Source organism: Weissella viridescens, assembly GCF_003862435.1.
GTDB classification, from domain to species: Bacteria; Bacillota; Bacilli; order Lactobacillales; family Lactobacillaceae; genus Weissella; species Weissella viridescens_A.
On record NZ_RHGY01000001.1, the window covers coordinates 304,164 to 328,497 of the forward strand.

Annotated in this window: 23 protein-coding genes, 1 tRNA gene and 1 other annotated feature; of the genes, 21 read left to right on the forward strand and 3 right to left on the reverse strand. The window is 41.8% G+C overall.

Annotated features, from left to right (window positions below; translation table 11 throughout):
• The first annotated feature begins 4 nt into the window (after positions 1-4).
• The 6 genes from femX to mltG all read left to right on the forward strand — a co-directional run bounded on the left by femX (position 5) and on the right by mltG (position 7,583).
• Complete coding sequence (gene femX, locus D3P96_RS01570; RefSeq protein ID WP_124942643.1) at positions 5-1,015, forward strand: UDP-N-acetylmuramoylpentapeptide-lysine N(6)-alanyltransferase; 1,011 nt, start codon at positions 5-7, stop codon at positions 1,013-1,015.
• Positions 1,016-1,079: 64 nt separating this feature from the next.
• Entirely contained in the window at positions 1,080-2,051 is a 972-nt protein-coding gene (locus tag D3P96_RS01575; RefSeq protein ID WP_124942644.1) for an amidohydrolase family protein, read from the forward strand.
• Positions 2,052-2,184: 133 nt separating this feature from the next.
• On the forward strand, positions 2,185-2,547 hold the full coding sequence (locus D3P96_RS01580; protein WP_124942645.1) for a winged helix-turn-helix transcriptional regulator: 363 nt from the start codon (positions 2,185-2,187) through the stop codon (positions 2,545-2,547).
• Positions 2,548-2,584: 37 nt separating this feature from the next.
• Positions 2,585-2,788: a binding site (T-box leader), on the forward strand.
• Between the two features lie 54 nt (positions 2,789-2,842).
• A complete protein-coding gene (pheS, locus tag D3P96_RS01585) occupies positions 2,843-3,883 on the forward strand; it encodes a phenylalanine--tRNA ligase subunit alpha (protein ID WP_124942646.1) in 1,041 nt (346 codons plus the stop codon).
• A gap of 6 nt (positions 3,884-3,889) precedes the next feature.
• The gene (pheT, locus tag D3P96_RS01590; RefSeq protein ID WP_124942647.1) at positions 3,890-6,313 is read left to right on the forward strand and encodes a phenylalanine--tRNA ligase subunit beta; all 2,424 of its coding nucleotides are present in this window, start codon (positions 3,890-3,892) and stop codon (positions 6,311-6,313) included.
• An 88-nt stretch (positions 6,314-6,401) separates the two neighbouring features.
• Positions 6,402-7,583, forward strand: a complete 1,182-nt coding sequence (gene mltG, locus D3P96_RS01595) for an endolytic transglycosylase MltG (protein ID WP_124942648.1) — start codon at positions 6,402-6,404, stop codon at positions 7,581-7,583.
• 101 nt (positions 7,584-7,684) lie between these two features.
• On the opposite strand, the gene greA is transcribed toward mltG, so the two are convergent.
• Positions 7,685-8,176 carry a transcription elongation factor GreA gene (greA, locus tag D3P96_RS01600; protein WP_124942649.1) on the reverse strand — a complete coding sequence of 164 codons (492 nt, stop codon included), beginning with the start codon at positions 8,174-8,176 and terminating at the stop codon, positions 7,685-7,687.
• 108 nt (positions 8,177-8,284) lie between these two features.
• Complete coding sequence (locus tag D3P96_RS01605; protein ID WP_124942650.1) at positions 8,285-10,942, reverse strand: YfhO family protein; 2,658 nt, start codon at positions 10,940-10,942, stop codon at positions 8,285-8,287.
• A 127-nt stretch (positions 10,943-11,069) separates the two neighbouring features.
• Between D3P96_RS01605 and D3P96_RS01610 the strand changes: the two genes are divergently transcribed.
• From D3P96_RS01610 to D3P96_RS01635, 6 genes are all read left to right on the forward strand, one after another.
• Complete coding sequence (locus D3P96_RS01610) at positions 11,070-13,127, forward strand: peptidoglycan D,D-transpeptidase FtsI family protein (protein WP_124942651.1); 2,058 nt, start codon at positions 11,070-11,072, stop codon at positions 13,125-13,127.
• A gap of 56 nt (positions 13,128-13,183) precedes the next feature.
• Entirely contained in the window at positions 13,184-13,744 is a 561-nt protein-coding gene (locus D3P96_RS01615) for a 5-formyltetrahydrofolate cyclo-ligase (protein ID WP_124942652.1), read from the forward strand.
• Positions 13,734-14,444: a rhomboid family intramembrane serine protease gene (locus tag D3P96_RS01620; RefSeq protein ID WP_185696046.1), complete on the forward strand. Its 711-nt coding sequence runs from the start codon at positions 13,734-13,736 to the stop codon at positions 14,442-14,444. The genes D3P96_RS01615 and D3P96_RS01620 overlap by 11 nt, the downstream gene beginning before the upstream one ends.
• A gap of 1 nt (position 14,445) precedes the next feature.
• Complete coding sequence (locus D3P96_RS01625) at positions 14,446-14,664, forward strand: YqgQ family protein (protein WP_124942654.1); 219 nt, start codon at positions 14,446-14,448, stop codon at positions 14,662-14,664.
• Between the two features lie 131 nt (positions 14,665-14,795).
• A complete protein-coding gene (locus tag D3P96_RS01630; RefSeq protein WP_124942655.1) occupies positions 14,796-15,773 on the forward strand; it encodes an ROK family glucokinase in 978 nt (325 codons plus the stop codon).
• 149 nt (positions 15,774-15,922) lie between these two features.
• Positions 15,923-16,327, forward strand: coding sequence for a rhodanese-like domain-containing protein (locus D3P96_RS01635; protein WP_124942656.1), 405 nt, complete (start codon positions 15,923-15,925; stop codon positions 16,325-16,327).
• 56 nt (positions 16,328-16,383) lie between these two features.
• On the opposite strand, the gene D3P96_RS01640 is transcribed toward D3P96_RS01635, so the two are convergent.
• Complete coding sequence (locus tag D3P96_RS01640; RefSeq protein WP_057745480.1) at positions 16,384-16,566, reverse strand: DUF3042 family protein; 183 nt, start codon at positions 16,564-16,566, stop codon at positions 16,384-16,386.
• An 85-nt stretch (positions 16,567-16,651) separates the two neighbouring features.
• Between D3P96_RS01640 and miaA the strand changes: the two genes are divergently transcribed.
• The 9 genes from miaA (at position 16,652) to D3P96_RS01685 (ending at position 24,074) form a co-directional block, all read left to right on the forward strand.
• Entirely contained in the window at positions 16,652-17,575 is a 924-nt protein-coding gene (miaA, locus tag D3P96_RS01645) for a tRNA (adenosine(37)-N6)-dimethylallyltransferase MiaA (protein WP_124942657.1), read from the forward strand.
• Positions 17,576-17,638: 63 nt separating this feature from the next.
• Positions 17,639-17,980, forward strand: coding sequence for a MerR family transcriptional regulator (locus D3P96_RS01650; protein WP_124942658.1), 342 nt, complete (start codon positions 17,639-17,641; stop codon positions 17,978-17,980).
• A gap of 24 nt (positions 17,981-18,004) precedes the next feature.
• On the forward strand, positions 18,005-19,348 hold the full coding sequence (glnA, locus tag D3P96_RS01655) for a type I glutamate--ammonia ligase (protein ID WP_124942659.1): 1,344 nt from the start codon (positions 18,005-18,007) through the stop codon (positions 19,346-19,348).
• Between the two features lie 136 nt (positions 19,349-19,484).
• Entirely contained in the window at positions 19,485-20,366 is an 882-nt protein-coding gene (locus D3P96_RS01660; RefSeq protein ID WP_124942660.1) for a hypothetical protein, read from the forward strand.
• Positions 20,359-21,738, forward strand: coding sequence for a hypothetical protein (locus D3P96_RS01665; RefSeq protein WP_124942661.1), 1,380 nt, complete (start codon positions 20,359-20,361; stop codon positions 21,736-21,738). Before D3P96_RS01660 ends, D3P96_RS01665 begins: the two co-directional genes overlap by 8 nt.
• 6 nt (positions 21,739-21,744) lie before the next feature.
• Entirely contained in the window at positions 21,745-22,254 is a 510-nt protein-coding gene (locus tag D3P96_RS01670) for a dUTPase (RefSeq protein ID WP_124942662.1), read from the forward strand.
• Between the two features lie 64 nt (positions 22,255-22,318).
• A tRNA-Arg gene (locus tag D3P96_RS01675) sits at positions 22,319-22,392 on the forward strand.
• Between the two features lie 562 nt (positions 22,393-22,954).
• Positions 22,955-23,386: a hypothetical protein gene (locus D3P96_RS01680; RefSeq protein ID WP_124942663.1), complete on the forward strand. Its 432-nt coding sequence runs from the start codon at positions 22,955-22,957 to the stop codon at positions 23,384-23,386.
• Positions 23,387-23,489: 103 nt separating this feature from the next.
• Entirely contained in the window at positions 23,490-24,074 is a 585-nt protein-coding gene (locus tag D3P96_RS01685) for a hypothetical protein (RefSeq protein WP_124942664.1), read from the forward strand.
• The last annotated feature ends 260 nt before the right edge of the window (positions 24,075-24,334 follow it).

The window sequence follows — 24,334 nt, forward strand, 5'->3', positions numbered from 1 at the left end:
ACACATGCCAGTGTTAAATTTGAATGACCCACAAGCGGTCGAACGATATGAAGAATTTGTGCGTCAATCACCTTATGGTCAAGTGACGCAAGACCTTGGCTGGGCTGAGGTTAAGAATAACTGGGAACCCGTTGACGTTTACCTAGAAAATGATAATGGCGAAATTATCGCCGCAATGTCAATGCTATTGGGTGACACACCAACTGATAAGAAGTTTGCCTATGCATCAAAGGGACCAGTAGTTGACGTTACTGACGTGGACTTGCTAGATCGCTTAGTGGATGAAGCTGTGCAAGCCTTGGACGGACGTGCCTATGTGTTGCGCTTTGACCCAGAAGTGGCATACAGCGATGAATTTAACACAACATTGCAAGAACATGGTTACGTGACGCGTAATCGTAATGTGGCTGATGCCGGAATGCATGCGACGATACAACCCCGTTTGAACATGGTTTTGGATTTGACTAAGTTCCCAGATGCTAAGACAACCCTTGATTTGTATCCTTCAAAGACAAAGAGTAAGATTAAGCGTCCTTTCCGTGATGGCGTTGAAGTCCATTCTGGGAATACGGAAACAGAATTGGATGAATTCTTCACAACTTATACAACAATGGCTGACCGTCATGGCATCACACACCGTCCAATTGACTACTTCCAACGGATGCAAGCCGCTTTTGATGCAGATACAATGCGTATTTTCGTTGCTGAGCGTGAAGGTGAATTGCTTTCAACTGGAATCGCCGTTAAGTACGGACGCAAGATTTGGTACATGTATGCTGGTTCAATGGATGGCAACACGTATTACGCCCCTTATGCTGTCCAATCTGAAATGATTCAATGGGCTTTGGATACGCATACTGATTTGTATGACTTGGGTGGTATCGAATCTGAATCAACAGATGATAGCTTGTACGTCTTCAAGCATGTCTTTGTGAAGGACGCACCACGCGAGTATATTGGTGAAATTGATAAGGTCTTAGATCCTGAGGTCTATGCCGAATTAGTTAAGGATTAATGTTTTAAATAAACAAAGTCATGACCTGCGTCATGGCTTTTTTAGCAAAGGTGGAGGGACGCTAATGAAACGGATTGATGGACACTTACACTTGGTGCAAAATATTGCTGGCTTTAATGGGAAGGGCCGGCTGAATATGCTAGGAAATGGGCAAGCTATCTGGGATGACGGAACGTTAATTCAGTTATTGCCGACGGCTTATGGTGAAACGGATTTTAATGCCGAAAATGTTTTGCGTCTAATGGACGATGAAAAAATTGATAAAGCGATGATCTTGCAAGGCAGTTTAAATGGTTATCAAAACTACTATACTTGGCAAACCATGCGAAACTATCCAGATCGCTTTATGGGTGCTTTTTCGGCCGATCCTTTTGCGAGTGAATTTATGACAATTGTCCGACGTCATGTCCAAGATTTAGGTTTCCGGTCGATGAAATTGGAAATTAGTGCTGGTGGTGGGATGCATGGCTATCACACCACGACCCCGTTTCGATTGGATACAGATCCAAGCATTGGCAAATTGATGCACTTTCTTGCGAATTATCCTGGCTTCAACGTGATTGTTGATTATGGATCAGCGGATCAAGTGAGTCATCAACCTGGGGCAATCACGAATTTAGCAGCCCGCTACCCACATCTACGTTTTGTTGTCTGTCATTTATCATTTGGTCAGCTAGATGAGTTAGGTTTATATCAAAATACATTAGATCAATGGGCGCCACATCAGAATATTTATACGGATTTGGCAGCAATTCAGGATATCAATGGCGAAACACAACAACCCTACACAGCTTCTATTGAATTAACTCGTCGTGCGCTAGCAACGCTGGGAGATGAACGTTTGATTTGGGGGACGGATTCGCCGTGGTCAGCGACGTTTAATGCTTATCATGATTTAGCGCATTGGCTGGAAGAAAGTGATCTGATGGGGCCAACAGCATTAGCTAATATTTACTATAATAATGCAAACCGCATTTATTTTAATGCAGACGCACAAGCAGCGATTGCGCAAGCTGTTGACCCAGTTCGACCATAACTAGTGGGTTTCAGGCCGAAATATTAGAAAATATTGGTTGTGAATATTGTATTTGTCACTCTGAGGGTCTAGAATGAAGTTAGGCAAAAACTATTTACTAAAAATAACCAAAATATGTATGGGGGTAAGCAAGATGGCAGAATCAACGGCAACAGCAAATGATAATGTTAAAATTTGCGACAAATTTATCGCAACGTTTGAATTTTTAGGACGTAAGTGGAATGGTTTAATTATTGAGTCATTGTTAAATAATGGCACAATGCGTTTTAAGGATCTCTCACAAACCGTTCAACGTTGTTCCGACCGTGTGTTGGTGGAACGTTTAAAGGAATTGGAAGCTAATGGCATTGTCGAACGTCGGACGTATGATGATTCAGCTTTGATTGAGTATGCATTGACCGAAAAGGGTGAATCAATGCGTACCATGATGCAAGTTGTTCATGACTGGTCGGATGAGTGGAGTGATGCACAAGATTGTGAATCACAAGACGCCTAAACCCTTGCGGTTAACGCGTTAAATTTGTACAATGGTAATAACAACGATGAATGGTCAGAAGGTTAAATAGGTTTGTCCAGCGAATTGAGGATAGTGTAAGCTCAATCAAACTGTTAACTCAAATTCAACCAGGAGTTGGAGGGCTGATAAGGCTCTTTCGCTTTGTTCCCGTTATCGAACACAATGAGGATATATTTGTATATCAAATCAGGGTGGTACCACGTTAATCAACGTCCCTTTGGCAACGACTGTTTGCCAAAGGGGCTTTTTTTATGAACAAATAAAGGAGTTACGGATGAGTTTAAAAGAAGATTTAACACAATTACGTGAACAAGCCTTAGTTCGCATCGATGCAGCCACTTCATTAAAGGAACTCAATGAAGCGCGTGTGAAGGAACTAGGGAAAAAGGGGGCGTTAACTGAAGTTTTGCGTGGTATGAAAGATTTACCAGCAGACGAACGTCCAGAAATTGGGGCTTTGGCTAATGATGTCCGCAATGAATTGACGGATGAAATTAACAAGCGCCAAACTGAACTTGAAGATGCCGTTATGGATGCACAATTGCAAGCAGAAACATTGGATGTGACATTGCCTGGACAGCCAGCAATTCAAGGACAACCACATGTTTTGCAACAAATCATCGAGAGTTTGGAAGACCAATTTATGGGCATGGGTTACCAAATTATTGAAGGACCTGAAGTTGAACAAGACAAGTACAACTTTGAAATGATGAATTTGCCAAAGGATCACCCCGCACGTGATATGCAAGATACGTTCTACATCTCACCTGAACTGTTGATGCGGACACAAACATCACCAGTGCAAGCGCGTACCTTGGAACAACATGATTTTTCAAAGGGACCTTTGAAGATGATTTCTCCCGGACGTGTGTACCGTCGTGATACTGATGATGCCACGCACTCTCACCAATTCCATCAAGTTGAAGGATTGGTTGTAGATAAGCACATTACCATGGGTGATTTAAAGGGAACATTGTTGGCGGTTGCCCACCAATTGTTTGGTGAAGACCACGATATTCGTTTACGTCCGTCATACTTCCCATTTACGGAACCTTCTGTTGAAGTTGACGTGTCATGGAATGCCGTAACACCTGACACAAAGCCGGAAGATATCGAATGGATTGAAGTACTTGGGGCTGGAATGGTTCACCCAAATGTTTTGGAAATGGCCGGGGTTGACTCAAGTGTCTATGGTGGATTTGCCTTTGGATTAGGACCTGATCGTTTTGCCATGTTGAAGTACGGGGTTGAAGATATCCGTAACTTCTACTTGAATGATGTTCGTTTCCTAAAGCAATTTGACCAGAAAGGATAAGCAAAGATGAAAGTATCAGTTAATTGGCTTCGTGAGTATATGCCAATTGCTTTGCCAGCCAATGAGCTTGCAGAGAAAATCTCACGTACTGCAGTTGAAGTCGAAGGACAATACCGTCCACAAGGGAACATGAAGAATGTTGTCATCGCTAAGGTCTTGTCAGTTGTGCCACATCCTGATTCTGATCACTTGGTCATTACACAATTGGATGCCGGTGAAGACGAGCCGATCCAAGTTGTGACCGGTGCGCCGAACGTAGCGGAAGGTCAAACCGTGATTTTGGCGAAGCACGGTTCAGTGATTGGTGACGGACAAAAGATTCGTCGTGGCAAGTTGCGTGGTGAAAAGTCAAACGGGATGTTGTCAGCCTTGCAAGAATTGGGAATGGATAATAGCGTTGCCCCTAAGGACTTTGAAGAAGGTATTTGGGTCTTTAATGATGCAGATGCAGCTGATTTGAAACCTGGAGATGATGCCTTGGATGTCCTTGGTTTCGGTGATGATATTCTTGAATTAGGGATTACGCCTAACCGTGCTGACATGCTTTCAATGAATGGAACAGCTTATGAAGTTGCTGCCATTTTGAATGAACGTCCAGCTTTGCCTACGTTTGATTTAAAGGAAAGCAATGAAGCGACCGCTGACTTAATCCAGGCTGACGCGCCGGATGATTTGGCGCCTAAGTATGGGGTTCGCGTGGTTAAGGATGTGCATGTGCAAGATTCACCATTGTGGTTACAACGTCGCTTATGGAATATGGGGATTCGTCCGATTTCAAACGTGGTCGATGTTACCAATTTGATGCTTTTGACTTACGGACAACCTTTGCACGCCTTTGATTTGGATCGCTTACCAGCACCAAAGCTACAAGTACGTACAGCGAAAGCTGGCGAAGTGATTAAGACTTTGGATGGTGTTGAACGTAAGGCTGCTGAAGGTGATATCGTCATTGATTCTGATGGACAAGCATTGATGTTTGCCGGAGTGATGGGTGGCGAATCAACTGAAGTGACAGCTGATACTCAAAATATTGTGCTGGAAGCAGCTATCTTTGAACCAAAAGCCATTCGTCATGCTGCGCGTGACCAAAACCTCCATTCTGAAGCCTCACAACGTTTCGAACGTGGCGTTGATGTTGAATCAACCTTTAAGGCGTTAGACCACGCCGCGGCGATGATTGCTGAATTAGGTGGTGGAACTGTCACAAACGGGCGCGTCATTGCACAAGACTTCGATTATGAAGCGCCAACAGTTGATGTGACGACGGACAAGATTAACGATGTTTTGGGAACTAATATTTCAACTGCTGAAATTGCCTCAATTTTCGAACGTCTTGGCTTCACCCAAATGGAACAAGATGGTCGCTTTAGTGTGACGATTCCTTCACACCGTTGGGATATCTCAATTCCAGCAGATTTGATTGAAGAAGTGGCGCGTTTGTACGGTTATGATAACCTACCTGCTACTTTGCCAACTGGTGAAACAACACCAGGTAAGTTAACGAAGAAGCAACAATTGATTCGTGACTCACGTCATTCGCTTGAGGGGCTTGGGTTGAACCAAGCTATTTCATATGTTTTGACGACCCCTGAAAAAGCCACACAATTTGCAATGGATGCGCAAGCAACACCAGTGGAAGTGGATTATCCAATGTCACAAGATCGACGTGTGACACGTGGAAGCTTGTTGACATCATTGTTGGATGATGTTGCCTACAACGTTGCCCGTAAGCAAGAAGATGTTTCATTGTATGAACAAGGACGTGTGTTTGCCTCAAACGGCATGACTGACATGCCAGATGAAATTGAACATTTGGCAGGGGTTGTGACAGGAGATGTCCGCGAACGTGATTGGGACCAAGCTGCGCAACCAGCTGACTTCTTCTACTTGAAGGGAATTGTTGAACAACTTTTGGCCGACTATGGTTTTGTTGACAGTGTTCGTTTTGTGGCAAACGCAAATCGTGCTGATATGCATCCCGGTCAAACAGCTGACATTTACGTTGGTGATCAATTTGTTGGATTTATCGGACAAGTGCACCCACGTGTTGCAAAGTTCTACAAGGTTGGACAAGTGTTCGGCTTTGAATTGAATTTGTCAGAAATCTTGAACTTACCACGCGTTAAGTCAACGTACGAACCAATTTCAAAATTCCCTTCAATTAAGCGTGACTTAGCTATTTTGGTGGATCGTGCCATTCAATCAGCAGACTTGGTTGAGACGATTAAGCAAAATGGTGGGGCAGACTTACATGATGTAACGGTGTTTGACGTTTATACAGGCGACAACGTGGCCGATGATAAGAAGTCAGTCGCTTACTCATTGACGTTTGTGAACCATGATCACACGCTACAAGATGATGCCATTAATGCCGCGACTGATCGAATTACAAAAGCCTTGCAAGACCAATTTGCAGCAGAAATTCGTTAAGCGCCAAAGACTTGCCAGATGCTAATTAACACTGCTATACTGGAGTTTAGTTTAAAATAAAGTCGCTCATAATGAAGGAGTAAGATTCATGTCTGAAAATGAATATACGTCCCGTCAAGATCAGCAAGCTGCAGCGCCAAAGCACTGGTACCAACGTTTATCGTTTGTCCAATGGTTATTGATTTTGGTGTTAGCCTTGATTTTGTTTGGGGTCGGACATCACATCTATGTGCAACATGATGAAAAGAACTATGCTGCCTTAGATGTTAAGAACAAAAAGACCAAAGAAGTACGTATTAAAGATGGTTCATCAACACAAATGATGGCACAAACCTTGAAAAAGGATGGCGTTTTGCGCTCAAAGCGTGCTTTTAATCATTATGTGACAAGCCACAATTATTCAGATTTGAAGGCTGGTTACTATGAACTCAGTCCGAACATGACCGTCCAACAAATCGTAACAGCACTCCGCATGGGTGGTTCTGCTGTTCCTACGGATAGTAAAAACGTGGTGGTGGTGCGTGAAGGTGAAACGGTTGATAATATCGCTAAAGAAGTCGGTGAGAAAACAACTTTTAGTGCGGCTTCGTTCCGTAAAGCAGCTAATGATCCAAAGCTCTTTAAGACTCTGCAAGAACAGTATCCAGGGTTGTTTGATTCAGCTGCTAAAGCTAAGCACGTGCGCTATCACTTAGAAGGTTATCTATATCCAGCCACTTACACATGGCGTGATGCCAAAACTGTTGATGATTTGGTTGAAATGATGGTGCAACAAGAATACATTGCCTTGCAACCTCGTTTCCAAACCATCAAGAAGTCTGGCATGACCATTCAACAAGTTTTGACGTTAGCATCACTTGTTGAGCGTGAAGGAATTGATAATGACAGTCGTCGTACGATTGCGGGTGTTTTCTTGAATCGAATTGATGCTAAGATGCCATTGCAATCTGATATTGCGACGAAATATGCCTTGAAGACTAACCGTACGAACTTGACAAATAAGGATGTTCAATCAGATAATCCATACAACTTGTACAAGTTCTCAGGTTATGGTCCGGGACCATTCAATAATCCAAGTGTTGAGTCAATCGACGCTGTGTTACATCCAAAGGATCGTGACAAGGGTTACATGTACTTTGTGGCTAACTTGAAGACTGGTAAGGTCTACTATTCACAAAGCTACGATGATCACTTAGGTAAGTCGGGTGATTTGGAAGCAACCAACGAATCTGTTGGAAATGCGGCCGATAGTGCCAATAACGCGCATTAAAAAAAAGCTATGCTCCGTGGGAGCATAGCTTTTTTTATCGTTTATTTAAGTCAAAGTAAAAAGGCTCCAGTCGTTTTGACTGGGGCCTTTCTATTGTTTGACTAGTCTTCCAATGGCTTAACTGAAAGGATCTTAACTTCCATTGTGGCATTGTTTGGAAGAGGTACTTCCACGATGTCATCAACATGATGTCCAATCAAGGCTTGCGCAATTGGTGAATCATTTGAAATCTTACCAGCAAATGGGTCTGATTCAGCACCACCAACGATTGAGTAAGTTTCAGGTTCTTCATCTGGCAATTCTTGGAATGTAAGAGTCTTACCAGGGGCAACCTCATCATCAGAAACATCTGATGAATCAATGATTACAGCGTTATCAAGCATGTTACGCACTGTATTAATACGACCTTCAGTAAAGGCTTGTTCGTCCTTAGCTGATTGGTATTCAGAGTTTTCAGATAGATCACCAAAACCACGAGCTGTTTGGATACGTTGCGTAATTTCAGCACGTGTTTCAGTCACAAGGGTGTTAAGTTCTTCTTCGAGCTTACGCTTTCCCTCTTCGGTCATTGGATATTGCTTTTCTTCAGCCATTAGTGGCCTCCTCTAGTGAAATTAATATTATTTAGTTTAATCCTTGTAAAAGGTTTCAAGAGATACATTACCATGCGGTTTAAAGCTTGTAAAGTTTGTGAAATCGAATTATTTTGATTTCGCGGCATTTAAACGATGTTGACGTTTGGAATTTTCAGACCAGGCGATTCCCAACATAAAGAGTAACGTTCCAAGTGAAATTGTGATAGCCGTCTTTAAGAGTGGTGTCACAAATTTAAAGGTGACATGGTGTTTTCCAGCATTTAGTGGAATGCCCATGAAGAATTTATTGACCGTCTGTGGTGATACCGATTGACCATCGACTGTGACTTGCCAACCTGGTGTATTTGGAATGCTCGTCATTAACACCGTCTTATCCTTAGGTAACGTAATGTCACCGCTGAGCTGGGTGGCGGTATTTTGTTTAAGGTGAATGCTATTTTGTTTCAAATCAGCAGCTTGATCAGCGAAGCGGGTGCTGTTTGCTTGATACAAGGAGACGTTTTGCAACCAAAGATTGTTCTTTTTGAAGACCAAGGTGATGGTTTGCGTTTCCCCCTTATTTCCCTGTGGCATCGGTAGGATAATCGTGTGACGGTGAGATGGAATGGCTTTAACCGGTTCGTGGTTGATTTGCACTTCAACATCATCTTGACTAATATCACCGCCAAGCGTGAGGTAGTAAGGGCCGTTGCCGTTTGATACGTAACTCAAATCAATACTAGCATTTCCTGGCTTGGTCTTTGTTAGATAAGCACCAGTGATTGTTTCAGGCGCTTGGGTATTGTAAGCATGAACATTTGAAAAGTTCGCTACGTTAAAGACGGGCTGTGCTTGGTAACCATTCATGCTTTGCCACATGATATTTTGATTTTGCACAGGGTCATCATCCTTAAACTGTGCGTTTAACGCATTGGTACTTGCACCAAAAGCAACGGGTAAAACATATGGATTTTCAGAAAGCATCGTTAGCGGATTGGTCCGTTTGATGGGATAGATGCCGTTGGTATCACCACGTTTGAATTCAGTCGTATTCGCTGGGGTACCAGGACGGTCAGATTGTTGATTGTTACTTTGTAGTAAGTACTTCATCCCCAACATGCTGTCAGAGACTAGCGTCCCACCAGTATAACTGACGTAATTATCACCCTCGGGTTGACCAATTAACGCCATAAAGCGACTTTGTTGATACTCCAGTGCTGAACTAAAGGTTGATCCACCATTGTAATTCCCTTGGAAAGGATCACCCTTAGTGCGTTGGAACGATTGCGTGACCCGGAAGAAATCATGCTGTTTTTCACGTTCAAGGGGCTTGGTCATATCATTGAGGTTTTTAATGTAGGTCTGATACTCTGTGTTTGATAAATAACTAAAGTTATTCAATGTGAGCAACGCGCCACAAGTGACTTCGGCTAGGACCAGTAATCCGACAAAGCTGAGCCAATAATAGTCGTGCTTGCGCATCGTCATTAATAACAATAGGAGCAGGAAGAAAGCGACACCAATCATCAATTGTTCTTTGTTTAGGAAGTTTAGCTTAGGCAAACGGAAGTACAGGTAACCGATAACGCCTGAGAAAATCACTAAGAGGCTAGCAGATTGTAACCAGCTTAGGTGGAGCTTTGGTTGCCAAATAGAGGCACCCAGCCAGAGAATCCAAAAACAAAAGACAAATGAGAAACGATAAGGGTACCAAACTGGGAATTGAAAACCATGCCAGAAGAGGTTGAGAGGGCCATACATCATTGAAACCACTAAGAAAGCAGTAATGAGGATGGTCATGACGCGAACTTGCCAGCGGATTGTCCGTGAGGTAATGAAGAACCAGAACAAAATTAACGGTAAACTTCCAACGAAAATGTTGGGTAAACCAGTAGGCATTTGATCAAAGTTAAACGTGCCGACAAAGAATTTCCCTAAAATGTCAGGGGGGAAATAGTCAAAACGCCATTTGAGATTATCAAGCATGTATTGGCTTTTACTATTCATCAAGGTATAGGCAGTTGGTAGCCAAGTGACACATGATAACCCAATACTGATAATGACCCCAAAGGCAAATTTACCGAGCATGTTGAAACGTTCGTGCCATGGATAAGGTTCCCAAAAGAGGCGCCAAAGAATATAAAGGACTAGGAAGACCCCAATCATGTAAGCCATGTAATAGTTAATCATCATGATGGCGGTCAGTGGCAGAATAAATAACCAAATGCTACGACCATCTAGGATCTTTTCTAGGCCAAGGATGATTAATGGGAGCAAAATGGCTGCATCGAGCCACAGCAAATTTAATTGATTGGCGACTAGCCAGCCCATAAAAGTATAACTTGTTCCAAAGACGGGCAGGCTATAGCCTTTTTGCCAGTTCATTTTGTGAATGGCAAAAGCGAATGACCAACTGGCTAAACCATATTTTAAGACGGTAAGTAATAAAATACCGGCAGGTAGGTGGACATTATCAAAAAATAGCAGAATAAAGTTTAAAGGGCTAAAAAGGTAATAGGCCCAATCACCGAATGTTTCACCACCAAGCCCTTTTGAAAAACTATAAAAGAGCTGACTTGGATCATGCGTGAGAATCGTTTTAAAGGCGGCAAAAAAATCGATATATTGTTGACCGAGATCGACAGTTAATAGCGTGCTGCTACCAAACGGTGCCATGTGCCGGCTGGCAAAATAGACCGTCATAATTAGCACCGGCAACAAAAAGGCACCCCAAAGGGCGCGCGTATTTTTTTGCCATTTTAAGGGATTGAAAATGTTTGACATGCGTAAACTCCAATTTAATTATGTTACTTCTATTAAAACACATTTATAATTATCGTACCTAAACTTATTTTTAGCACGAGGTATGCTACAATGGTAAAAGTTATTCGATTAAAAAAGGGGTCAAATTATGCAAGCACCAAAACGACGTGGTGGACGTGGTAAGTCATCATCAATGTCACGCATCCCTGCCCGTCTAAATGTACTGCTCGGTATTGTAATTCTTATGCTCGGTGCCTTAGGTTGGCGACTAGGAACATTACAAATCGCGCAAGGTAAACAATTTAAGGCAGAAGTAAATAGTTCTGACTCAAGCATTGAGCAAGTCAATGTCCAGCGTGGAATTATCTATGATAGTACTGGAAAAGCGTTGGTAACCAATTCTGGTTCACAAGCCATTACCTACACGAAGCCAAAGAATGTCACAGAAGGTGATATGTATAAGGTTTCTAACGAAGTCGGTAAATATGTCAATGTGGATACAAAACAACTATCTGACACGAATATTATCAAATATTATATTCAAGATCCAAAACGTGCAGCCGATTTAGCCAAGCTAGCACATATCGACAGTGCACCAGGCACTGATGCTTATGTCTCACAATTAACAAAGTATGCTAAGCAAAACCAAAATCAAATTCAATTAAGTGCAGAACAAAAAAATGCTGCAATGATTTTTCAAAAAATGGAAAATGCCTATGCACTTTCAACGGTTTATTTGAAGGATAAGGGTGTCACGCAAGGTGAAATTGCGGATATCGGTGAACGTCAATCAAAGATGCCAGGTGTGGCTGTTGGTATTTACTATCAACGTGAAGGTTCAAAGAACGCCGATGATTCACTAGCTAGTTTGGTGGGTGGCGTTTCAAAGTCTGGTTTGCCAGAAGATCAAGTGAACTCATTGCTCCAAGAAGGTTATTCACGTGATGATACGGTTGGAATCTCTGGTCTTGAAAAGCAATATGAAGATACACTAAAGGGAACCAAGCGCCGCGTTGAAATCAACGTTAACCAACAAGGGGATACAACGCAAAAGGTTTTGTATGGCGGTAAAGCTGGTTCTGATTTGCGTTTAACGGTGAATGCAAAATTCCAAAAAGATGTGCAAGAAATCCTAAAGAGTCAAATTCCAGGTGGGTTGACGCAAGGTGCTTATGCGGTGGTTATGAATCCAAAGACCGGTGGTGTCTATGCCATGGGTGGGGTTAACCGTATGAATGACGGAAAGCTCCAGGATGATGCCCTTTCAACGATTAACCGTGCGGAAGTTGTCGGATCTGTTGTTAAGCCCGCGATGATTACAAACGGTTTGTTGCATGGAACGATTACGCCAGAAAACAATACGATTGTCGATCAACCAATTCGTGTGGCTGGAACCTCAGTTAAGGCGTCATACTTCAATCCAACTGGTGCGCAGTCAATTCCTTTGACGGCTTCAGATGCGCTTGAAGTTTCATCTAACTCGTACGTGATGCAGTTGATGTTGAAGATGGCGGGTCAACCATACCATGCTGGTATGTCATTGAACGGTGTTAACACCAATATCTTCCAAACGATGCGTGAAGGATTTAATCGTTTTGGTCTGGGTGTTAAAACTGGGATTGATTTGCCTGGTGAAACGGCAGGGTTGCGTGGAGATACTGACCGTAGTCACATTGGTAATGCTTTGGATGAAACATTCGGACAGTATGATACGTACACAACGATGCAATTAGCTCAATACGTATCGACAATTGCCAACGGCGGCTATCGTATGAAACCACATGTTGTGCAATCAATTAATGAACGTGGTGATAAGTCGAAGGTCATGCAAACTGAAACAACGATTTCACCAAAGTCGCTTGGTTCAGTTGGCTGGACACCAGCCCAACGTCAAGTGATTTGGGATGGAATGGATAAGGTGGTTAATGGTACAAGTCCATTCGTTACTGGTAAGAAATTGCAAGATTTGAAGCCAGGTGTTTATGCGAAGACTGGTACTGCTGAAACCTTTACCAATGGTCAATCAACCGTGACATCTTCATTGATTGCGTTTGCACCAAATGCAGATGTTGCCATGGCGATTGTTGTGCCAGGTGTTTCTCAAAGTGCTGAATTAGTCAATATTCCAATTGCAAAAGAAATTTACAAAGCATACTGGAAAGATGTTGAAAGTCCAAAGAACTTCCAAAATAATACCGCAAATTAATATGTGTTAAACTGAGTCATGTACATGACTCAGTTTTTTTATTAAGGAAAATAAAGATGGTAGATAAGTCGAAATATAGAGCAAAAGCATTAATCAAGTTGGCATCGCTATCGGACCAAGCACGGGCCTGGTATTTACAAAAAATGGTACAACAGGTAACGGTGCTACCTGAATGGCGCAATGCACAGGTGGTGGCATTGACCTTAGCTCAAGCAGATGAGTTGCCAACCGAATTATTGATTCAAACCGCGCTCTTGCAAGGCAAAACGGTATTGTTACCAAAGGTGCAACTCAATTACCAGATGGACTTTATTCCGGTTGATATAGAAACAAAGTATGCTCGCCATAAATTTGGCATGTTAGAACCCATTGGTCAGCCTTTTACTGAGCTAGATAAAATTGATTTTGTGCTCGTGCCAGGCTTAGCGTTCTCCGAAGACGGGCAAAGACTTGGGTTTGGTGGCGGTTACTATGATCGCTGGTTGCCAAAGGTAACGGCCCCAAAAGTTGCAGTGACGTTAGCTGAAAATTATTACCCACAAGCCCAATGGCCGGTTGAATCAACCGATTATCGATTAGATCAAATTATTGTATTGGATGGTTATCATGAAAAATAAAGAAGGCTGGCGGGCACGGATTCAAGCACGCCCAATGACCTGGTTCTTAACGCTCTTAATGATTGTTATTTTTTTAATTGAAATGTTGCTCTCGAAAAGTATTCAAATAAAGTCACTCGTGCTTTATCAAATGGGGGCAACCTATCCCCCCAGTATTATCGATGGACAATGGTGGCGTTTGATCACCGCAGGCTTTTTACATGGGTCACCGTTGCATCTCATTGGAAACATGGTTGTCTTTGTCTGGTTAGGGGAAGTGATTGAAGGTGTGCTGGGCAGTTTGGCTGTTGGCGTCCTATTCTTGAATAGTGTGATTGCGGGGAACTTGCTCTCGCTCTGGGTTGATCCTTGGCAAACATTAAGTGTTGGCGCCTCTGGGGGAATCTTTGGGTTCTTTGCTGCGTTTATTGTCTTTTGGCTCTTAGCGCGACAACCTGATCAATGGCAGGAGCAAGCTAAAAGTATGGCCGTCATGTTTGTGCTGATGATTATTTTAAGCCTGATGACGCCCTCTGTGAGTGTTTCAGGGCATGTTGGTGGATTTATCGGTGGCTTACTCTTGACGGCCGGAGTGATGTGGCGACGCCCCTTACAGCGTATCTTTAAGATAAAGCTTTGGGGCATTTGCTTAAGTTGGTTAATCACAATCAGTATTTACGGTACGGTCGTGATGTTGAGTTTACAACGATGGGGAGGCTGAAATGCATAACTTTTTAGATGTTTTAAATCTACTCAAGAAATACGATATTTATATTCACGTTGGTAAGCGTCTCTGGGATATTGAATTAGCTGCAATTGAAATTGATAATCTATATCGAGCTAAGTTAATTACGCCGAAAGAATATGCGCAAATTAAGTTAGTTTTGACGCACGAACATGAAGCCGAAGCCCGTCGTGAGCAGGAACAAGAAAATAACTAAAAAAAATAAAAATAGGTGTTTTTTTTGCCGGACGAATACGATATAATAATATTTGAAAGAAAAAGAAAACGTTTACAAAAATGTTTTCTTAGTAAAATAACTAAACAAAAAATATATTGGAGACGACAATAATGGCTAAAGATAAGTTAATCGGTGTTGATTTAGGTGGAACAACAATTAAGTTTGCAATTTTGACCAGTGAAGGTGAAATTCAACAAAAATGGTCAATTCGTACAAATATCTTAGATGAAGGGTCACACATTGTACCTGACATTATTGATTCAATTAACCATCACTTGGATCTTTTCCAACTTTCACGCGAACGTGTGATTGGAATTGGAATGGGAACTCCAGGAACGATTGATTTTGAAAATGGAACAGTTCGTTCAGCTTACAACTTGAACTGGAATGGTGAACAAGATGTTCGCGCCCAACTTGAAGTTGGTACTGGTTTCCCAGTGACATTGGATAACGATGCGAACTGTGCTGCCCTTGGTGAACAATGGCGTGGTGCCGGAGATAACGAACCAAACGTTGACTTCATCACACTAGGAACTGGTGTTGGTGGAGGATTGGTGCTTGACGGTAAGCTTGTTCATGGTGCTGCTGGTTCAGCCGGTGAAATCGGACACGTGATCGTTGAACCTGATGGTTACCAATGTACTTGTGGAAACAAGGGATGTTTGGAACAATATGCCTCAGCAACCGGTGTTGTGCACCTAGCACAAGACTTGGCTGAAGCTTATGTTGGAAGCGCCCGTTTGAAGGAAATGATCGACAATGGTGATGAAGTAACGTCAAAGATTGTCTTTGACCTTGCTAAGGAAGGTGACTTCCTTGCCAACGAAGTTGTTGATAAGGTTGGACACTACCTTGGATTGGCATGTGCTAACTTGGCTAACACATTGAACCCAACAAAGATTATCATCGGTGGTGGTGTTTCAGCCGCTGGTTCATTCTTGTTGGACCGTATCGATGCGAACTTCCAAAAGTTTGCCTTCAAGCCAACGCGTGATGTAACTGAATTGCGCTTAGCTGAATTAGGTAACGATGCTGGTGCTTACGGTGCAGCTTCAATTGCATTGCAAAGTAACCGGACAATTGCCTAAATTAAAAAGCCGGGAACGGCTTTTTTTTATGGTTGAAAACTAAATTTTTTTAAAAAATGGCGCAAAAAGCCGTTGTGACAAGCAAAAACTGGTAAAATTAAGTATTAAATCAAACGATATTTATACAAATGGAAAGGGGGAGCCAGCCCATGAATTTAATTTGGACAGTGTTGTTGACGATTTTGATTATCTGGGTCGCTTGGACAGCTGGAATGTGGCTTTGGACACGTTATGGTGCAAAATCTAGTGCGAAAGTATTAGACTCTAAGGATTTTGATGAGCAAAGTCGCGGTCACCAAATTTTTGATTTGCGTGATGCCGATTCATTTAAGGCCAAGCACGTACTTGGTGCGCGTAATGTGCCATATGCCATGTTGAAAGATAATCATGCTGCGATTCGTAAGGATCAACCGGTTTTCTTATATGACACAAATATGCAATACGCATCACGATTGGCACGAATCTTGAAGAAGGAAGGATATCATAATATTTATATCCTTAAGAATGGATTTGCGACTTATCACGGTCGTACCAAGTCAAATAATGTGAACTAAAAAAGAGATGCGATGATTTTAATCATCGCATCTCTTTATTTTTAACATTTTAATGATTAATAACGTGAACCGTGTGAGTGAGCAGCCTTACGAGCTGACTTCAATTCTGTGTTGTCAAACTTTGCTTGTTCTTCTTCCAAAGGTTCAATTTCAATCTTGTGGTAAGTGAATCCAGCAGCGGCAGCAGCAGCAATTGTTCCGGCGATTCCAGTAAGTAAACCAAATCCGAACTTCTTCATAATGGTTAATCCTCCTATTTATTGTTATTATTATTTTACCATACTTATACAGAAAATGAATTGTTCAAGATGATAGGAAGAGATTATGCAAAAATTAATTGTCATAGTGGGACCAACTGCTGTCGGTAAGACGGCTCTCTCCATTGCACTTGCTCAAGCAATTGATGGTGAAATTGTTTCCGGTGATTCCATGCAAGTTTACCAACAACTAAATATTGGGACCGCCAAGGCAACACCGGACGAACAAGCTGCTGTCCCACACCACATGCTTGATTTAGTCGCACCAACGGAACCTTATTCGGTGGCGCAATTCGTAGAACAGGCACGCCAGGAAATTGATGCCATAACACAAAAGGGGCATGTGCCAATTTTAGTCGGTGGTACAGGATTCTATGTGCAAGCCCTATTAGGTGATCGGCCTTTGGCGACGATTGATGAACAACCAGATCCTGAATTTGAGGCCAAATGGGATGCTGATGTCGCCCAAAATGGTGAGGAAAATTTACGAGCAGCGTTAAAGGCTGTTGATCCAATCAGCGCAGAACGTATTTTACCAGGTCAAATTCGACGGATGAAACGTGCGTTATTGATTAGTTTGCAGAGTGGGCAACCGTTCTCGAGTCTGCAACCTGAACCGGAACGAATTTATGATGCTAAGCTGATTGGTCTAAATACTGAACGTTCGGTTTTATATGATAGAATCAATCAACGTGTCGATATGATGGTACAAACGGGTCTTTTGGATGAAGCTGAGTTGGTCGCACAACTACCAGATTCGGCAACCGCAAAAAAAGCCATTGGCTATAAAGAGTTATTCCCATATTTAGCAGGTTACGTTGACTTAGAAGCGGCAACAGAAGCCTTAAAACAGGCTTCACGACGCTATGCCAAACGTCAATTAACGTGGTTTAATAATCAAATGCCAGACATTGAATGGCATGATTTAGTCCAAAATTCTGATGAAATCAAGACGGTTATCTCAGAAACACAAGACTTCGTGTCAGGTTAGCTGACATTTCATTTTAAATCTCTTTGCTAAAGTGGTATAGTAATGGCATAGGAGGTTTGATAGATGTCTGAGCGAGAATTAAAACGTGATTTGGCTATATTGCCAATCAGTGTAGTTCGTGAGTTAACAGGTCTGTCAGACCGCCAGATTCGTTATTATGATCAGCAAGATTTGATTGCACCGCAACGTGGAGCAGGTAAGCAGCGACGCTATTCGTTAAATGATATTGATCGTTTGATTGAAATAGCAGACTATATGGATGCCGGTTATACTGTAGCCGATATTCATGAAATGGATGCTAAAAAGCATCGTCAATCTGAAGAAAATCCCGATGCGCAAATGCGAAAAGTCTTTGCGGATGAACTTTTGCGAATTGGTCGTTTTGATAACAGTCGTCACTTTTAGAATTTCATAGAGGAGAATCTATTCATGCGTAAGCACTATACAAAAGAAACTATCCGACAACTAATTCAAGATGAAAATGTAGAATTTTTACGTCTACAATTTTCTGACGTTTTTGGAACCATCAAGAATGTTGAAGTGCCAATTTCTCAATTAGATAAGGTACTTGATAACAAGGTGATGTTTGACGGGTCATCAATTGAAGGCTTTGTACGAATTGAAGAATCAGATATGTACCTATATCCTGATTTGGATACATTTATGATTTTCCCATGGGCGACTGATTCACATGGTGGAAAGGTAGCACGTTTAATTTGTGATATTTACAATGTGGATCGCGAACCATTTATTGGTGACCCACGTAGTAACTTGAAGCGTGTCCTTAAAGACATGGAAAGCATGGGCTATTCTAATTTCAATCTTGGAACAGAACCAGAATTCTTCTTGTTCAAGATGGATGAAAATGGTAACCCAACAACAAAGTTGAACGATAAGGGTGGTTACTTTGACCTTGCCCCACTCGACATGGGTGAAAACACACGTCGTGAAATCGTTTTGGAAATGGAAAAGATGGGCTTTGAAGTTGAAGCAGCCCACCACGAAGTTGCACCAGGACAACACGAAGTTGACTTTAAGTATGCCGATGCTCTTGAAGCAGCTGACAACATTCAAACATTCAAGTTGATTGTTAAGACAATTGCCCGCAAGCACAACTTGTATGCAACATTCATGCCAAAGCCTGTTTCAGGAATTAATGGAAATGGTATGCACGTTAACATGTCACTGTTTAAGGATGGCCAAAACGTCTTCTTCGATGAAAATGGTGAAGAACAACTTTCAGATACTGCTTACCACTTCCTTGGTGGAATCTTGAAGCACGCCCAAAACTTTACTGCGGTTACAAACCCAACAGTCAACTCATACAAGCGTTTGACACCAGGATTTGAAGCACCAGTTTACATTGCTTGGTCAGGTTCAAACCGTTCACCAATGGTCCGCGTCCCCGCTTCACGTGGACAAAGCACACGTCTTGAATTACGTTCAGTTGACCCAACTGCAAACCCATACCTAGCCTTTGCAACGATTCTTGAATCTGGTTTGGACGGTATCGAACACAAGATGACACCAAATGACTCTGTTGACCAAAACATCTACCTTATGGATGAAACAGAACGTCGTAAGGCTGGAATCCGTGACTTGCCTGATACACTATTGGCAGCCGTTAATGATTTGGAAGGTGACGATGTTGTTAAGAAGGCGATGGGATCATACATGGCCCGTACCTTCATCGATGCAAAGCGTCTTGAATACGGATCATACCGTCAAGAAGTTTCACAATGGGAGTTGGATAACTACCTCGAACAATATTAAACATAAAAGTTTTCTAAATGTTTTAAAAAAAGCCCTTTATCTGCGTACAGATACGGGCTTTTTTTTTGTAACGCGGTATAGTAAAGGAGTAGTAGTATCCTAAACACACACTAAGAAAATTTGGAGGGACAAAAACATGGAAAATATGCCCTACATTCAGACGGAAATTCCGGATAATGAAAACGTATTAAATAACAAACTAAGCGCAAAGGTGAAGTATGTTGAAGATGTCACCACTGCCCTAAACGAACATGATGATCGTCGCGTCTATGAATTAATTAATAGCAAAAAGTATAATGAATTGATTCGCGGGGTCGAACATGCTGATGATAATCGCTCATTGGCAAGTTTGGTAGCTGACTTACAACCTGACTTGAGTCATCATTTGGCAGAGCGATTGATTCAATATCTTGCCGAAGCGTTCCCATTCTTTTACTACCAAGAAAGTGCCTTGGGTGTATTTGAATTATACTTTGGTAACTGGTGGGACCGTGCTTATTTTGGACGTTTAGATCCAATTAATGTCCAATTCAAGTTCAAGCAAGAAGAATACCAAAAGTTGGTTGAATCAGTGCGCCTAGCAGCTAAGGGGCAACGTTACCATTCAGCTGCAATTGATGAATTGACGAAGACGAATGAAGAATTACAACAACTTGTTGAAAAACAAGGTGAACGTAATACACAACGTCAAAGTCTTGAAAATCAATTGGATCACTTGGATGAAAAGGGGGGGTTCTTCAATCGCCCTTCAACCGAAGAACGCGACGAATTAAAGGCACAATTGGCAATGTTGGATGATGAAGATGAGCAAGCCGAAACAGTGCCAGACCAAATCGAAAAGAATAATGCAACGATTTTAGCTTATTCAAAAGAAGATACCATTTTGATTTATGAGCAACGTGCGATTAATGAAAAATTTGGTTCGTTTGATCAATTTGAAGTTGCAGCAAAGGCGCTTTACGTGGATTACGTTAAGCAACTAGCTGCTGCTGCGGAGGGAGGTCAAGCTGATGCCTAATCAATTACAAAATCGAGTTAAAAATTATGTTGGATTGCTAGATCAAAATATTCAAGCAATTCAAAATGAACTCAATCAAACGCAACAATTAGTTGAAAGTACTGAACCCGGAACAGTGCATTTGATGGCTGAATCATTGACACAAGCAAACTTAGATACGGCTTGGGTCCAAGTACCCCGTCAATATAGCCATGCGGACTATTTCTTAATTGCGATGGATCGTTTCATGCAATTAGATGGTGTCACTGGTTATAGCATTTTATTGCCTGTTGAAAAGGAAACGGTCACTTTGGTGATGACCGACTTGAACGTACCAGCCGCATTTGCCTTTGAAGAAAACAAAGATCAAAATGGTGGAGCCTATTTTGTTGAGTTAGCAACGGGTGAGCGCTTGTTCTACTGGTCACTTGAACGTAAGCAAATTCAATTCAATGCACGTGGCATTATTGATTTGTTAGTTGGTAACTTTGCCAAGCAACATGTGACCGTGGAACAAAACCAAATTATCGCAACGATGTTGACGGAATTTGGTCGCTACATGGAACGGGTTTTCAACTACAGTGTTGATTTCAATCTGTTGGAAACACGTGATGATTACGTTTACCAATTAATTCAACATGCTGAACCACAAGGAATGTTGGATAAGCTCTTCGTTTTGTCAGCCGACACTAACTATTTCCTACAAGGTATTCCAAATGGTGCAGGAGTCATGTTGGATGATAATACTGAAGTGCGTATTTTCTTCGTAAATGATGCAAATGCGCTGGGTGCACAACGTTGGCATTTCCAAGTAATTGACGGACGTGACCAATATTCTTGGTTAGATGTTTTGTTGAAGTACGATTTCATTGCGAACTGGTACCTTTCAGAAACGAATACACTTGAAGTTAGCTATGATCAATTGGTCTTTGCGGTTCAAAAGACGCAACCAGTTGATATTCAATCAATCTTTACAGCAGAGCAAGGCACAACACCTATGCTAGATGAAGAGGTTGTTGCTGCTAAGCAAGCCGCCGAAGCACAAGCTAAGGAGGCCGCTGAAAAGGCTGAACGTGAAGCCCAGGCAGCAGCAGAAAAAGCTGAACAAGAAGCGCAAGCCGCAGCTGAACAAGCCGCAGCTGAACAAGCTGAAGCTGAGGCAAAGGCAGCTGCTGAACAAGTTGAAACAACAGATCCTGAGGTGCCGGTGGTCGAGCCTGTGGACGACACTTTAGAACCAACTGAAGTCACGTCTGAAACGACTACGACTGAAGCGGCTGTGGAGAGCTCTGTAGCGCCTGTTGCTGAATCAAGTGCTTCAACGAGTGGTAAGACATTTGAAGAAGAAATTGGAGAAGCACTTAACTCTTCAAATAATACACCGGAAGGATAGGCGGCAATGTTACTAGATTTTGCGAGTTACTTACGTGATACGAAAGCCATGTTTGGCGAGGTTAGCGGTAATTGGGAGCGTCCCATTAAACGGGATGATATGTTACTAAATGATTATCTTAATTTGGATATGTCATTGAGTAATTTAATCGCAGCAACCCATACAACAAATGCCAATGTCCCTGAGCCAGTCCCTGGGGTTCCAGCGACTGAAACAGTGGATTTGTATGCGCAAGCGCTAGTTCAATTCCTGTGTGTCAGTTTGAAGCAAGATTTGACGCATTTGATGGTTTTAGAAGATGAGGATTTGGATGCGTTTAAACGTTTCCCACAGCGTTATCTTTTACATCAATTTGCGGGCATTAAAACGATGTTATCAAACAGTTACCACCAAAAGCGTCAAGACGATTTCTCACATGCTTGGCGTTCTTTCTTAAAGCTAGGGTTGAATGAATTATCCCTAGAACCAGCCGCAATTGATGCGGCTGTGCACAAAATTGTGACGCCTGAGAATTAGCTTGCACCAAGCTAATTTTAGCCTTACAATAGTTAGATAGTTGCTTTATGCAAGCTATCTTGCTGGATCTATAGCATAACTGGATAATGCACTCGGTTTCTACCCGAGCGACTGTGGGTTCGAGTCCCACTGGATCCATACTATAAAGCCGTCATCTCATTCGGATGACGGCTTTATTTATTGCAGTGATCCTAATGGCAAAAAGAAAAACGACCATTCAATAGAATAGTCGTTAAACACATTAATACTCAACACTTACGGTGCTAGGTAGTTGCAGCTACCTAACGGTTTTTATGTGTCTAATTTTCTGACGTATAATGGTTTTTTGCCAACCATAGCACACAATTGGAATTGGTTAGGCTTAACGAAAATGACAAAACAAACCACGATAAACTTAAGGAATGGCAACAATTTCAACGTCTTGATTGTTGTAAAGGTGGTAAGACTATTCATAGTGATGATCACAAGTCGTTTGAGGGATACTTAGTTGTGTCTCGTGAATCCATAATTTAAAGCAATGATTAAGCTGTTCGTTATATATATATAGATAAAACATATAAGAATAATAAGTTAACATTCCGTTGCAGATGATTGGGATTTTTTAAGAATGAAAGCAAAAGATATTTGTATATCTCTGCAATGCATCAAATGCTGGAAAGAGATTTCGGGTTCATCGTGATTGGGTGAAAGGGGGGACTTAATGAAAAAAACCAGAACAGGTAAAAAAAATAATCAACCCATTCTGGGTGGTGTTTTAGCCTTGTTGGCGCTTTTTATTGGTGTCCCTTTCATCATATTGATGACGCTGGCGATGATGTTTGGATTAGCAATTCATTTTGAATCTGTCAAGACACCTTATTCCTATGTTCAAATCAACGAACCTGGTACTAGAGTATTTAAAGAGGATGATCCAATGTATAAAGTTGTTTCATATGATAAGATGGGCAAAGAGGTTGGCCTAGCAGAATTTACAGAAAAAAAGGATATTCCGCTAGGCACATGGCTGAAAATGAAGAATATGGGAGATCCCTTTCCACCTTACGACATGAGCGTGATACCCGAGTCAGAAGTTCCTGATCAGGCAAAAATAGCTAATAAACGGCGTCAAAAGGAAATTGAATCAGACGAATAATCTATTGTGGCGTATCCCCGCAATATGGGTGAGGAAACTGTATTCTGTTTAATCATGACTCAAATAAACAGAATGGACGAAGGATATCGTAAGAGGATGACACATGCAAAAAAAGAAAGTTGGGAAAAAGGTAACGCGGAAAAAAACGACTCACATGGTGAATTTAAGAAACCGCATTAGTCGTTTAAAAATGGGGAGGCTGAAAAATCCAAAACATGCAAAAAAAGAGCATGCAAAGAATAATGAGACCGCTGTAAATCGGATGCATCACCCAAGTCTCATTTTTCGAAAAATCTGGAAAGGAGTATTGCTTCTGATGATAGCCATTGGTGTTTTAACGGCACCGCTTATGATGCTGGTACCAGTAGTGTTAATCATCAACCAAATTGAAATGAGTTATACACCGTATTCATATGTTCAAATTAGTAGTAAGGGATTTGATGAAGTTTCTCACGTATATACACTTAATACGTTTGATAAAAATGGTGCTCCGGCTGCAGTTGGAGAATATGGGTCAGACGAAGCAATTCCTATTGGAACATGGCTGAAAGTGAAAGTGACCGGTTATCATGCAACGCCGGCATATTTAAAAGAAATTCCTGAGTCGGAGGTTCCTAAACCTGCTATTGCAGCTAATAAACAGCGACAAAAAGAGACCAAAGAAAATGGGGGAGTGGACTACGATTAAGGTGCGCGTACAAAGGCAATGAAAATGTTTAAGTCGACTGATATCCGACAAGCAAGGCTAGATAGAGTCTATCCGCCATTTGAACAGAATTTAAATTGGACAGCAATACCCGCCCAACGTTGACAGATGCAATATTATCAAGAAATTTTGGCCTGAAATTTGATTGATTAGCTTCACAAGGGTAGATAGTTTACGGTTTTAAACACCAAATTTGGAAATTTGCGCTAATTTAAAATAAGGGTTAAACCTGCTGAACTGGG